General features: G+C 63.2%; 12 protein-coding genes and 1 riboswitch. Of the genes, 6 read left to right on the top strand and 6 right to left on the bottom strand.

Translation table 11 applies throughout. The features are described 5' to 3' along the window. Positions 1 to 41: 41 nt before the first annotated feature. A complete protein-coding gene (locus FJ986_RS08830; RefSeq protein ID WP_140674017.1) occupies positions 42 to 1073 on the top strand; it encodes an Hsp33 family molecular chaperone in 1032 nt (343 codons plus the stop codon). Positions 1074 to 1210: 137 nt separating this feature from the next. On the opposite strand, the gene apaG is transcribed toward FJ986_RS08830, so the two are convergent. Beyond that, a complete protein-coding gene (apaG, locus tag FJ986_RS08825) occupies positions 1211 to 1603 on the bottom strand; it encodes a Co2+/Mg2+ efflux protein ApaG (RefSeq protein ID WP_140496634.1) in 393 nt (130 codons plus the stop codon). A 231-nt stretch (positions 1604 to 1834) separates the two neighbouring features. Between apaG and FJ986_RS08820 the strand changes: the two genes are divergently transcribed. The 3 genes from FJ986_RS08820 to FJ986_RS08810 all read left to right on the top strand — a co-directional run bounded on the left by FJ986_RS08820 (position 1835) and on the right by FJ986_RS08810 (position 3672). Continuing rightward, positions 1835 to 2986 carry a ceramide glucosyltransferase gene (locus tag FJ986_RS08820; RefSeq protein WP_140674015.1) on the top strand — a complete coding sequence of 384 codons (1152 nt, stop codon included), beginning with the start codon at positions 1835 to 1837 and terminating at the stop codon, positions 2984 to 2986. Positions 2987 to 3146: 160 nt separating this feature from the next. Further along, positions 3147 to 3362 (top strand): BrnT family toxin, encoded by a 216-nt coding sequence (locus FJ986_RS08815; protein WP_140674013.1) that lies wholly within the window; start codon positions 3147 to 3149, stop codon positions 3360 to 3362. Continuing rightward, positions 3346 to 3672, top strand: a complete 327-nt coding sequence (locus FJ986_RS08810; protein ID WP_140496628.1) for a BrnA antitoxin family protein — start codon at positions 3346 to 3348, stop codon at positions 3670 to 3672. The genes FJ986_RS08815 and FJ986_RS08810 overlap by 17 nt, the downstream gene beginning before the upstream one ends. A 21-nt stretch (positions 3673 to 3693) precedes the next feature. Here FJ986_RS08810 and FJ986_RS08805 read toward each other — a convergent pair whose 3' ends face one another. Then, positions 3694 to 4881 (bottom strand): O-succinylhomoserine sulfhydrylase, encoded by a 1188-nt coding sequence (locus tag FJ986_RS08805; protein ID WP_140674011.1) that lies wholly within the window; start codon positions 4879 to 4881, stop codon positions 3694 to 3696. A 57-nt stretch (positions 4882 to 4938) separates the two neighbouring features. After that, a riboswitch (SAM riboswitch) is annotated at positions 4939 to 5016 on the bottom strand. A gap of 77 nt (positions 5017 to 5093) precedes the next feature. Here FJ986_RS08805 and FJ986_RS08800 point away from each other — a divergent pair. Together FJ986_RS08800 and FJ986_RS08795 are read left to right on the top strand one after the other, a co-directional pair. Further along, positions 5094 to 6188: a 2'-deoxycytidine 5'-triphosphate deaminase gene (locus FJ986_RS08800; protein ID WP_140523969.1), complete on the top strand. Its 1095-nt coding sequence runs from the start codon at positions 5094 to 5096 to the stop codon at positions 6186 to 6188. Positions 6189 to 6286: 98 nt separating this feature from the next. Next, complete coding sequence (locus tag FJ986_RS08795) at positions 6287 to 7060, top strand: ABC transporter substrate-binding protein (protein ID WP_140674009.1); 774 nt, start codon at positions 6287 to 6289, stop codon at positions 7058 to 7060. A 214-nt stretch (positions 7061 to 7274) separates the two neighbouring features. Here FJ986_RS08795 and araD1 read toward each other — a convergent pair whose 3' ends face one another. From araD1 to chvE, 4 genes are all read right to left on the bottom strand, one after another. Beyond that, positions 7275 to 8267, bottom strand: coding sequence for an AraD1 family protein (gene araD1 / locus FJ986_RS08790; protein ID WP_140550479.1), 993 nt, complete (start codon positions 8265 to 8267; stop codon positions 7275 to 7277). Positions 8268 to 8468: 201 nt separating this feature from the next. Further along, positions 8469 to 9761 (bottom strand): multiple monosaccharide ABC transporter permease, encoded by a 1293-nt coding sequence (mmsB, locus tag FJ986_RS08785; protein WP_140496616.1) that lies wholly within the window; start codon positions 9759 to 9761, stop codon positions 8469 to 8471. Continuing rightward, entirely contained in the window at positions 9758 to 11290 is a 1533-nt protein-coding gene (gene mmsA, locus FJ986_RS08780) for a multiple monosaccharide ABC transporter ATP-binding protein (protein WP_140496613.1), read from the bottom strand. The genes mmsB and mmsA overlap by 4 nt, the downstream gene beginning before the upstream one ends. 98 nt (positions 11291 to 11388) lie before the next feature. Continuing rightward, positions 11389 to 12459: a multiple monosaccharide ABC transporter substrate-binding protein gene (gene chvE / locus FJ986_RS08775; protein ID WP_140496611.1), complete on the bottom strand. Its 1071-nt coding sequence runs from the start codon at positions 12457 to 12459 to the stop codon at positions 11389 to 11391. Positions 12460 to 12646: the final 187 nt, after the last annotated feature.

The following is a 12646-nucleotide window of genomic DNA, read 5'->3' as shown; positions in this document are numbered from 1 at the left end:
CAAATCAAGCGCGTTTAGACGCATGCTCCCCAAAGGGCGGCATGGCCGCGCCCTGGAGCTTTGTCATGCTGGAAACCCATCAAGTGGCTGAACATCACCCCAAACTCGGCGAATTCGGTTACGCCGGCGATGATCACGTCGTGCCTTTCGAGGTCGGCCCGCTCGATGTGCGCGGCCGCACCGTGCAGCTCGGGCCGATGCTCGATTCGATCCTTGGCCGCCATGATTATCCCGAGCCGGTCGCCCGGTTGCTGGCGGAAGCCTGTGTGCTGACGGTGCTGCTAGGCACCTCGCTCAAGTTCGAGGGCAAGTTCATCCTGCAGACCCGCACCGACGGCCCTGTCGACATGCTGGTCGCGGATTTTTCCACGCCCTCGGCGCTGCGCGCCTATGCGCGCTTCGATGCCGACCGGCTGGAGGCGCTGATTGCGGCCGGCGAGACCTCGCAGCAAACGCTGCTCGGCAATGGTGTGCTGGCGCTGACCATCGACCAAGGTGCTCACACGCAGCGCTACCAGGGCATCGTCCAGCTCGACGGCGAGACCCTGGAAGAGGCCGCGCGCACCTATTTCCGCCAGTCGGAGCAGATCCCGACCGATCTCCGGCTTTCCGTCGCCAAGCTTTTGACGCCCGGCCCCGGCGGCGCGCGCGAGCAGTGGCGGGCGGGCGGCATCCTGGCGCAGTTCCTGCCGCAGGCCTCCGAGCGCATGCGCGTTCCTGACCTGCCCGGCGGGGATGGCGATCCGCGCGAGGAGATCCACGATCCCACAGACAATTCCTGGCAGGAATTGCTGGCGCTGCTCGGCACCATCGAGCCGACCGAACTGATCGATCCGACCATCGGCGCAGAGCGGCTGCTCTATCGTCTGTTCCACGAGCATGGCGTCCGCGTCTTCGGCGGCGTTCCCGTCGCCGATCAGTGCTCATGCTCCCGCGACAAGATCCGCGGCATCCTCGAGGGCTTCTCCGCGCAGGAGATCAAGGACAGCACCGAGGACGGCGGCATCCACGTCGCTTGCGAGTTCTGTTCGACGCAATATGACTTCGACCCGGCGGAATTTACGACTCAGTAGGGTTTTTCCTTCTCCCCGTTCTACGGGGAGAAGGTGCCCCAAGAGCGGATGAGGGGCGGCGCTGCCCCTCATTCCTGCCGGACATTTCTCGCCGTATAGTGACGGGGAGAACGACGCTGTCGCCGATTTCGCCTCGTCTAATTCACCGTCCGCCTTGTCCCCGGCAGGTCGAGTGAGAAGGCGGGGATGGCGATGTCGAATGTCTCGCCCCGCTCGTTGCGCATGGTGTAGTGACCGACCATGATCCCCGACGGGGTCGAGAGCGGACAGCCCGACGTGTATTGATAGCTGTCGCCGGGATTGAGTTCGGGCTGATCGCCGACCACGCCGGCACCTCGCACTTCCTCGACCCGGCCGGCGCCGTCGGTTATGTGCCAATAGCGCGACAACAGCTGCACGAATTCGTCGGACTGGTTGTCGATCGTTATCTGGTAGCCCCAGACATAGCGGTTTTCCGAAGGATCCGAGCGGTCCTCGAGATAGAACGGCCTGACCTGCACTTCGATGTTGCGCGTGACGGCGCGGTACATGAGCGGCTCCAAAACAAATCCGGTGTGGAACATTCGGCGCTCTTTGCGGTTCAATCAACCGTGCGCGTCCGAGTTGCTGTCCCTGAAGGGCAGGTGCCGACAAACAATGTCATTTGAGTGACACATGACAATGATGGTGTGCACCAGCAATGCCGGGCGACTCGGGCGCTCTGTCGAACTGTCGAAAACGGCCGCCAAGCGGGCCGGGTTTTCTGGAGTGACCGGATATCGATGGAACTCGCTCTCATAACCGGCTCGCTTTCGATCGCTCTCATCGCCTCAAATCTCGCCAGCATCCTGCTCGCCTGCTCGCGTCTGAAACGGCGCGCCGCCATCGCGCCGCCGGCCGGCAAGCCGCTGCCTGTGTCGATCGTCATCCCGGCGCGCGGCGTCGAGCCGTTTACCCATGAGACGCTTGAGCGCGCTTTCTCGCTCGCCTGGCCGCGCTACGAACTGATCTTCTGTGTCGCCCATGCCGACGACCCCGCGGTCAAGCCGATCCGCGCCGCGATTGCCCGCTTTCCAGCCGTGCCGGCCCGCCTGCTCACCGGCGACGACCGCATCAGCGCCAACCCGAAACTGAACAACTGCGTCAAGGGCTGGGAGGCTGCGCGCCACGACTGGGTCATTCTCGCCGATTCCAACGTGCTGATGCCGAAAGACTACGTCCAGCACCTGATGGCGGCATGGCGCCGGGACACCGGCCTGGTTTGCTCGACGCCGATCGGTTCGCGGCCCGACGGCTTCTGGGCAGAAGTCGAATGCGCCTTTCTCAACACGCTGCAGGCGCGCTGGCAATATGCCGGCGAGGCGCTTGGCCTCGGCTTTGCCCAGGGCAAGAGCATGTTGTGGAACAAGCAGATGCTCGACGCCAATGGCGGCATCCGTGCGCTCGCCGCCGAGATCGCGGAGGATGCCGCGTCGACCAAACTGGTCAACAGGCTCGGCCTGCGCGTCAATCTCGTCGCTTCGCCCTTCGAGCAGCCGCTCGGGCAGCGCATGCCGGGCGAGATCTGGTCGCGCCAGGCCCGCTGGGCGCGCCTGCGCCGCGTCACCTTTCCGCTGTTCTTCGCACCCGAGATCCTGACCGGCGTGGCGGCTCCGCTCGTGCTGGCATTGATCGCCGCGGCCAGCGCCGGCGTCAGCCTGCCCATGACTGCGCTTTGCGTGCTGGCGCTCGCCTACCTGCCGGAATGCATGCTCGCCTCGGCAAAGGGCTGGTATCTGTCGCCGCGCATCGTCACCGCGATGATCGCACGCGACCTGATTTTGCCCGCGATCTGGATGCGCGGTTGGCTGGGCGGGGCCGTCGACTGGCGCGGCAACGCCATGACCATCGGCACCCAGGCGGCCGAGCTCGAAGAGACGCCCTCCCGCGCTTGATGTCGGCGGTTCAGCTTGATGTCGAGGAAGGTTATCGTATATACAAAAATTGTTGAACTAGGCTCTATTTTTGTGTATACAATAACCTATGGAGCGCCCCGACGGCGATGCTGTTCGAGGGGGATGAAACAAGGCAAAGACAAACAGGGCCAAGCATGGCGTGGATTTCGCGATCGCTCCGTCCTTCGATTTCGCCAATGCCGTTATCCGGCTCGATGACAGCGAGGATTTAGGCGAGGATCGTCTTGTTGCCATCGGTCTGATCGAGGCTGGCGTTTATGTGATGGTCTATGTCGAGCGAAGCCATGCGATCCGCGTAATTTCGCTACGCAAGGCAACGAGACAGGAGATTACGGACTATGTCGAAAACCTCTAAGACGATCGTGCGCCGCGAGGCTACTCCCCCAAAGCAGTCGCGCGCTGATGCTTTGGGGCTCGCCCGAAAGGCGCTTGGCGCGAGGACCGACGAGGAAGATGCTGCGATCACTGCCGCCGCCGAGGCCGATCCGGATGCGCAGCCGACCGATGCCGCTTCGCGCCGCAAAGTTGGCCGACCGCCGCTTGCGCGACCCAAACGTGCGGTACAGTTGCGCCTCGACGCCGATGTTGTCGACCGTTTCAGGGCCGGTGGTGATGGCTGGCAGACGCGCATGAACGAAGCGTTGCGCAAAGCGGCAGGCCTGTAGTCCTCGGTCTGCCACCAGTCCTCATCGGGCCTTCAACGCCTGCGCGATGTCGTCCAGCAAATCGTCGGTATCTTCCAGCCCGACCGACAGCCTGAGCGTGCCGGGTCCGATGCCGAGCTCGGCGCGCGCTTCGTCGCTGAGGTTCTTGTGCGTTGTCGTCGCCGGATGGGTGATCAGGCTTTTGGCGTCGCCGAGATTGTTCGAGATCAGGACGATGTCGAGCGCGTTCTGCAAGGCGAAGGCACCCTGCTTGCCGCCCTTGACGTCAAAGCAGATCAGGGTGGAGCCGCCCGACATCTGCTTCTTCACGATATCGGCCTGCGGATGGTCGGCGCGGCCGGGATAGATGACGCGGGCGATCTCCGGCTGCTCGGCCAGGAAATTGGCGATCTTGCCGGCGCTCTCCGTCTGCTGGTGCACGCGCAGCGGCAGCGTTTCCAGGCCCTTCAGCAGCGTCCAGGCATTGAACGGCGACAGGCTGGGGCCCGTATGGCGGAAATAATCGTGCAGGTTCTCGTCGATCCACTTCTTGTCCGACAGGATGACGCCGCCGAGACATCGGCCCTGGCCATCGATGTGCTTGGTCGCCGAATAGACCACGATATGCGCGCCGAGCTGCAACGGCTTCTGCTGCAGCGGCGTGGCGAAGACATTGTCCACGACCAGCCGCGCGCCGATCGAATTGGCAAGCGAAGCGACGGCGGCGATGTCCACCACCTCAAGCGTCGGGTTGGTCGGGCTTTCCAGGAAAAACAGCTTGGTGTTGGGCCGAACCGCCTTTTCCCAATTGGCGATGTCGGTGCCGTCGACCAGCGTCGCCTCGATGCCGTAGCGCGGCGCCAGCGTCTCGACCACCCAGCGGCAGGAGCCGAACAGGGCGCGCGCCGCAACGATATGATCGCCGGCCTTGACGCTGCACAGGAGGGCTGCCGTCACCGCCGCCATGCCGGACGCGGTGGCGCGCGCGTCCTCGGCGCCTTCGAGCGCGCACATGCGCTTCTCGAACATGTCGACGGTCGGATTGGCGTAGCGCGAATAGATGAAGCCCGGTTCCTCGCCCTTGAAGCGGGCTTCGGCGGCTTGGGCCGTCTCATAGACATAGCCTTGGGTCAGGTATATCGCCTCGGAAGTCTCGCCGAAGCCGGAACGCAGGGTTCCGCCATGCACGAGTGCGGTCTGAGGCTTCCAGTTGCGCGTCTTGCTCGTCATCGTCCTATCCAAACACAAAAAAACCGGCCGCGAAAAAGTCGCAACCGGTCCATGCGGCCTTGCGGCCCGACGGTCCTTTAGCGACTTGTTTAACGTGGCTGCAAGCCGACCGGCCAAATCACCACGGGATAACGACCCTTTAGACCCGCGCCACGCTTGCGTCAATTGCCGGCTTCATTAAGAGATTTGTACCAGCAGAGCGGAGCCAGACTTTGCGGCAGACAGGAATTCTTCCCGATCAGGACATTGCGGCGCTGTTCCAGTCCGGCGCGCTGAAGTCGTCGCGTGCGCTCGACGCCGACCAGATCCAGCCGGCCAGCCTTGATCTGAGGCTCGGCGACAAGGCGTGGCGGGTGCGCGCGTCCTTCCTGCCGGGTCCCAACCACAAGGTCAGTGAAAAACTCGACCGGCTGAAGCTGCACGAGATCAGCCTGGCCGACGGCGCCGTTTTGGAAACTGGCTGCGTCTACATCGTGCCCCTGCTCGAAAGCCTGGCGTTGCCGGCGGAAATTTCGGCGTCCGCCAATCCCAAGAGCTCGACCGGGCGGCTCGATATCTTCACCCGCGTGATGACCGATCGCGGCCACGAGTTCGACAAGATCGCCGTCGGCTATCATGGTCCGCTCTATCTCGAAGTCAGCCCACGCACCTTCCCGATCGTCGTGCGCGCCGGCTCGCGCCTTTCGCAGATACGCTTCCGCACCGGCAATGCGCTGCTCTCGGAAGCAGAGTTGCATCAATTGCACCGGGCCGAAATGCTGGTCGCCACCGAACCGCCGAACATCTCCGGCGGCGGCATCGCATTGTCGATCGATCTCAACGGCGACAGTGACGGGCTGGTCGGCTATCGCGGCAAACACCATACCGGCCTCGTCGATGTCGACAAACGCGCGGCGCAGGAGATCGTCGACTTCTGGGAGCCGATCCACAAGAGCGGCGCCGGCGAGTTGGTGCTCGATCCGGACGAGTTCTACATCCTCGTCAGCCAGGAAGCGGTGCATGTGCCGCCGCTCTACGCGGCCGAAATGACGCCCTTCGATCCGCTGGTGGGCGAGTTCCGTGTCCACTATGCCGGCTTCTTCGATCCGGGCTTCGGCCACTCGGCGGCCGGCGGCACCGGCAGCCGCGCCGTGCTCGAAGTGCGCAGCCATGAGGTGCCGTTCATCCTCGATCATGGCCAGATCGTCGGCCGGCTGGTCTACGAGCATATGCTGAAGCGGCCGCAGGCGCTTTACGGCACCGAGCTCGGCTCGAACTACCAGGCGCAGGGCCTGAAGCTGTCCAAGCACTTTCGCGCCGCGCCCTGAACGCTCATCACCGTCAGGCAAGATACTTGCCTGCGCCGGCTCGCCATGCTTGGCTGCCTCGCCGGCCGCCGACGTGGCGGCGCTCAAGGGGAATGAAAATGCAGATTTCGAAATGGATCGTATCGGCGGCCGCCGCCGCCATGCTGACGCTTGGTGCCGGCGCCCTATCGGCGCATGCGGCGGAGAAAATCAAGATCGGCACCGAGGGCGCCTATCCGCCGTTCAACACCATCACGCCCGACGGCAAGGTCGAGGGCTTCGACATCGACATCGCCAACGCCTTGTGCGCGCAGATGAAGGTCGAATGCGAGATCGTCACCCAGGACTGGGACGGCATTATCCCGGCGCTGCAGGCCAAGAAGTTCGACGCCATCATCGCTTCGATGAGCATCACCGAGGAGCGCAAGAAGCAGGTTGCGTTCACCCACAAATATTATACGACGCCGCTGTCGCTCGTCGCCCTGAAGGACAGCGACATCGCCTCGACCGAACCGGCGGCACTCACCGGCAAGACGGTCGGCGCCCAGGCGGCGACCACGCAGGCCAATTACGCCCAGGACGTCTATGGCAAGGCCGGCGCCGAAGCGAAGCTCTATCCGACCCAGGAAGAGGCAATCACCGATCTCCAGAACGGCCGCCTCGACGCCGTCCTTTCCGACAAGTTCGTGCTGATGGACTGGATGAAGAAGGCGAGCGACGGTTGCTGCAAGATGGTCGGTGACGTCAAGGGCACCGAGACCGAAGCCGGCATTGCCGTGCGTCTCGAGGATACGGCGCTGCGCGACAAGCTCAACGCAGCCATTGACGCCATCGTCGCCGACGGCACCTACAAGAAGATCCAGGACAAGTATTTCGATTTCGATATTTATTGAGATCTGAGACGCTTCTTACCTTCTCCCCTTGTGGGAGAAGGTGGCCTCGCGAAGCGAGGTCGGATGAGGGGTGTTCCAGGGAACGCCAACGCCTCACTCCGGCCAGCACCCCTCAACCGTCTCGGCGCTGCGCGCTGATCCACTGCCCTGGGGCGAGCCACGGGTCTCGCCCCGTCCTTCGGATCCCACAGGGGAGAAGGAATGATGGCCACCCTCACAGCGCCTTCACCGCCACCTTCACCGGCTTTTCGATTTCGAGCGGGTTGCGCAGCGGCAGGCCGAAATCGCCGGCCTCGATCTCGAACACGTCGCCGGCCTCGGTCTTGATGCCGTCGGCGAAGGACAGGGTCGCGGTGCCGAACATGTGCACATGCACGTCGCCCGGCTGGCGGAAAGCCGAATATTTGAAATGGTGGTGTTCGAGATTGGCGATGGTGTGCGACATGTTCGCTTCGCCCGACAGGAACGGCTTTTCCCACATCAACTTGCTGTCGCGCCAGATGCGTGAGGAGCCCCTGATGTCGGCGGGCAGGTCGCCGACCAGGATCTCCGGTCCGAAGGAAGCGTTGCGCAGCTTGGAATGGGCGAGAAAGAGGTAGTTCACGCGTTCGGTCACATGGTCGGAAAATTCGTTGGACAGCGTGAAGCCGACCCGGAACGGCGCGCCGTCGTCGCCGATGACATAGATGCCGGCAACCTCGGGCTCCTCGCCGGCATCCTTGGCGAAGGCCGGCGACAGGAGCGCGGCACCCGGCGCCACGGCCATCGTGCCATTGCCCTTGTAGAACCATTCCGGCTGCACCCCGATCTGGCCTTTCGCGGGTTTGCCGCCTTCCAGCCCCATGCGGAACATCTTCATGGAATCGGTGAGCTGCTCCTCGCCGTCGGTGCTGAGCTTCTTGTGCATGGAATCGCGCGTCGCCGCCGAGCCGAGATGCGTTAGCCCCGTGCCGGTCAGATGCAGATGCGCCGGATCGGGATGATTGATCGGCGACAGCAGCCGCCCCTTCTTGTAGGCGGCGTCGAGATCGACGGTCTCGCCGAGCCCCTTGCGTTCGATCAACGCGGCAAGGCCCACGCCGGTACGAGCGGCTTCCATCGCCAGCGAATAGACGCTGCGCGCGCCGTTGATGATCCGGGTCTTGCCGCCTGTGCGGGCAACGACACGGATGGTCTCGGCGTCGTCGAGAATCTGCGAGATCAGCATGATCAGTCCTCTCTCATATGTCTTGGCATGGCTGCCTTCTGGCAAACCCTGACCTGCGCGGCTCGGACTGGCCGTGCCACGGGTTGAACTCTTCGTCCGGATTGCGCTCGCGAGCCCGGTCCCTGAAGGACTTCTTCAAGCCGGCGAATTGCCGGCAGCGCCGCGACCGTATGCCTCCTGCTTGCCTCGCCTGAAACCTGTTCAGGCCTTGTTCTTGTTGTAGACGTCGAAGATCACGGCGCCGAGCAGCACCAGGCCCTTGACCACTTGCTGCCAGTCGACATTGACGCCCATGATCGACATGCCGTTGTTCATCACGCCCATGATAAAGCCGCCGACCACCGCGCCGATGACCTGACCGACGCCGCCCATCGCCGAGGCGCCGCCGATGAACACCGCGGCGATGACGTCGAGCTCGCTGCCGAGGCCTGCCGCCGGCACGGCCTGGCCAAGGCGTGCCGCGATGATCAGGCCGCCAAGCGCCGACAGCACGCCCATATTGACGAACACGTAAAGCGTCAGGCGCTCGGTCTTGATGCCCGACAGCTGCGCGGCCTTGGCATTGCCGCCCATCGCATAGATGCGGCGGCCGATCGTCATGCGCTTGGTGACGAAGACGAACAGCGAGATCAGCAGGCCCATGACGAGCAGCACCACCGGCAGGCCCCGATAGCTGGCGAACTGGTAGACCAGGAACAGCGCCAGCGCGCTGCCGACCAGCGTCTTGATGACGAACAGGGTAAAGGGCTCGGCCTCATAGCCGTGGCGTTCGCGTTTGCGTCGCGTCCGTAGCCCGAAATAGGCATAGGCCAGCACGGCGATCAGGCCCAGCACGATCGTCGTCATGTGCAGCGTCAGACCGCTGCCCATAATCGTCTTGCCGGCTGCATTCACCGTTGGCGGGATCAGCGTCAGCGGTCCGATGACATCTGGAATGAAGCCGGAGCTGAGCGCCTTGAACTCGGGCGGCAGCGGTCCGACCGAAGATCCGCCGCCGAGCAGCGCCTGGCATATGCCGCGGAAGATCAGCATGCCGGCCAGCGTCACGATGAAGCTCGGTATTCGATGGTAGGCGATCCAGTAGCCTTGCGCCGCGCCGATCAGGCCGCCAACGATCAGGCAGACGATGGAAACCACCAGCGGGTTGCTGAATATGCCGAGAGGCCAGATCACCATCATCATCGCCGCCAGCGCACCGATGAAGCCGGCCACGGACCCCACGCTGAGGTCGATATGGCCCGATACGATGACCAGCAGCATGCCGAGCGCCATCACGATGATGAAGGAGTTCTGCTGCACCAGATTGCTCAGGTTCACCGGCTTGAACAGCGTTCCCGAGGTGGTGAACTGGAAGAACACCATGATGGCGATCAGCGCCAGGATCAGGCCGTATTCGCGCAGGTTCGTCGCCAGCGCCGATACGGCGATGCGTGGACGCTGCCCTACATCTTCGGCGACGTTGCTTTGCGGGGCGGGGGCGCTTTCCGTGCTCATGCTGCTTTTCCTTCTCCCCGAACGATGGCGCGCATTATTCTTTCTTGGCTTGCGTCCGCCGCGGGCATTTCGCCGACGATGCGGCCTTCGTTCATGACATAGATGCGGTCGGTGATGCCGAGCAGTTCTGGCATTTCCGACGAGATGACCACGATCGCCTTACCTTCGGCCGCAAGGCGCGCGATGATCGTATAGATTTCATATTTGGCGCCGACATCGATGCCGCGCGTCGGCTCGTCCAGGATCAGCACTTCCGGGTCGGCGAACAGCCATTTCGACAGCACCACCTTCTGCTGGTTGCCGCCGGAAAGATTGCCGGTCATCTGATAGACGCTGGAGGCGCGGATGTTGGTCTGCTTGCGATAGTCGTTGGCGACGGCAAGCTCGCGCAAATCGTCGATCACGCTGTGGCGCGACACGCCGCCGAGATTGGCCAGCGTAATGTTGTGCTTGATATGGTCGATGAGATTGAGGCCGTAGGTCTTGCGATCCTCGGTCACATAGGCAATGCCGTGTTCGACCGCCCTGCTCACAGAGGAGACGTCGATCGGCTTGCCCTTGAGCAGCACCTCGCCGGTGATGCGGCGCCCATAGGAGCGGCCGAACAGGCTCATGGCGAATTCGGTTCGCCCGGCGCCCATCAGCCCGGCAATGCCGACCACCTCGCCCTTGCGCACATTGATGTCGATGCCCTTGATCACCTGCCGCTCGGCGTGGAGCGGGTGATAGACCGACCAGTTCTTCACCTCGAACACGACCTCGCCGATATCGGGCTCGCGCGGCGGATAGCGGTCGTCGAGCGAACGGCCGACCATCGAGGTGATGATGCGGTCTTCCGAGATGTCCTTCCTGGACAGCGTCTCGATGGTTCGCCCGTCGCGGATGACGGTCACCTTGTCGGCGACCCGGTTCACCTCGTTGAGCTTGTGCGAGATCAGGATCGAGGTCATGCCTTGTCGCTTGAATTCGAGCAGAAGGTCGAGCAGCGCCTGGCTGTCCTTTTCGCTGAGCGACGCCGTCGGCTCGTCGAGGATCAGGAGCTTGACCTCCTTGCTCAGCGCCTTGGCGATCTCGACCAGCTGCTGCTTGCCGACACCGATATTGGTGATCAGCGTCTTGGGGTCCTCCTTGAGGCCCACCTTCTTCAGCAGGGCGCTGGTGCGCGCCTCGTTGGCATTCCAGTCGATGACGCCGTATCGGGCGTGTTCGTTGCCGAGGAAGATGTTTTCGGCGATCGACAGCATCGGCACCAGCGCAAGCTCCTGGTGGATGATGACGATGCCCTTGCGTTCGCTGTCATGAATGCCTTTGAACTGGCATTCCTGGCCCTGAAAGATGATCTGGCCGTCATAGGTGCCGGAGGGATAGACGCCCGACAGCACCTTCATGAGCGTCGATTTGCCGGCGCCGTTCTCGCCGACCACGGCGTGGATCTCGCCTTCCTCGACCCGAAGGTTGACGTTCGACAGCGCCTTGACGCCGGGAAACGTCTTGGTGATGTCCTGCATCTCCAAAATCGTCGAGGCCATGGGTAAAGTGCTCCTGCGAGACCCGCAACAATACCGGGGTCGCTGGTGAACGAAAAGGGGCCCTGCGTTGCGCAGGACCCCTGGCTATGCAACCGAATTTACTTCAGTTCGTCGGCCTTGATGTAGCCGGAGTCGACGACCAGGGCCTGGTAGTTCGATTTGTCGACCTCATGCGGCGTCAGCAGGATCGAGGGAACGACCTTGACGTCGTTGTTGTAGGTCTTGGTGTCGAGGCCTTCCGGCTTGCCGCCCGAGAGCACCTTGTCGACGAGCTCGACGGTGGCCTTGGCCAGTTCGCGGGTGTCCTTGAACACGGTCGAGTACTGCTCGCCCGAGATGATCAGCTTGACCGAGGCGGTCTCGGCGTCCTGGCCGGTCACGATCGGCCACGGCTGGGCCTCCGTGCCGTAACCGACGGCGCGCAGCGAGGCGGTGATGCCGCGCGACAGGCCATCATAGGGCGACAGAACGCCATCGACGCGGCTGCCGTCCGAATAGTTGGCCGACAGCAGATTGTCCATGCGCGCCTGGGCGGTGGCGGCGAGCCAGCGCAGCGTGCCGACCTTGTCCATGCCGGTCTGGCCGGACTTGATCTTGATCGAACCGTCGTCGATCAGCGGCTGCAGGACGGAAATCGCGCCGTTGTAGAAGAAGAAGGCGTTGTTGTCGTCGGGTGAGCCGCCGAACAGTTCGACGTTCCACGGCTTGGTATTCGGGAAGCGCTCCTTGAGGCCCTTGACCAGCGAATTCGCCTGGATCACGCCGACGCCGAAATTGTCGAACGTGGTGTAGTAGTCGACATTGGGCGTCTTCTTGATCAGGCGGTCATAGGCGACGACGACGACGCCGGCGTCAGCGGCTTTCTGCAGCGCATCCGACAGGGTGGTGCCGTCGATCGAGGCGATGATCAGCGCCTTCGGACCCTTGGTGATTTCGTTTTCCAGCTGGCTGAGCTGGTTGGGGATGTCGTCCTGCGCATATTGCAGGTCGACCGTATAGCCCAAAGCCTCGAGCTGGGACTTGACGGCATCGCCGTCGTTGATCCAGCGCTGCGAGGTCTTGGTGGGCATCAGCACGCCGACGAGACCCTTGTCGGCGGCGTGCGCCGAATAGGTCATGGCAGCGATGCCAAGGGCCGCGACGGCGGCCAGCGTCTTGATGATCTTCACAATTACTCTCCCTGGTTGATGGACGCGACACCTCGGGGCTTCGCGGGCCGCGCAGGCGAGCAGGAGCGCAAGCGCCGCTGTCGTCTATCGATCTCCGGTATCCTCCCAATCGGCCCTGGGACTGATTTCAATCGACACGATTTTCCTCGTCATCGACTGGCACGCCCCAGGACGCGCGAAGGGTGTG

The organism is Mesorhizobium sp. B1-1-1, from assembly GCF_006442955.1.
GTDB lineage: Bacteria > Pseudomonadota > Alphaproteobacteria > Rhizobiales > Rhizobiaceae > Mesorhizobium.
This window is presented reverse-complemented; position numbering and strand designations above follow the sequence as displayed.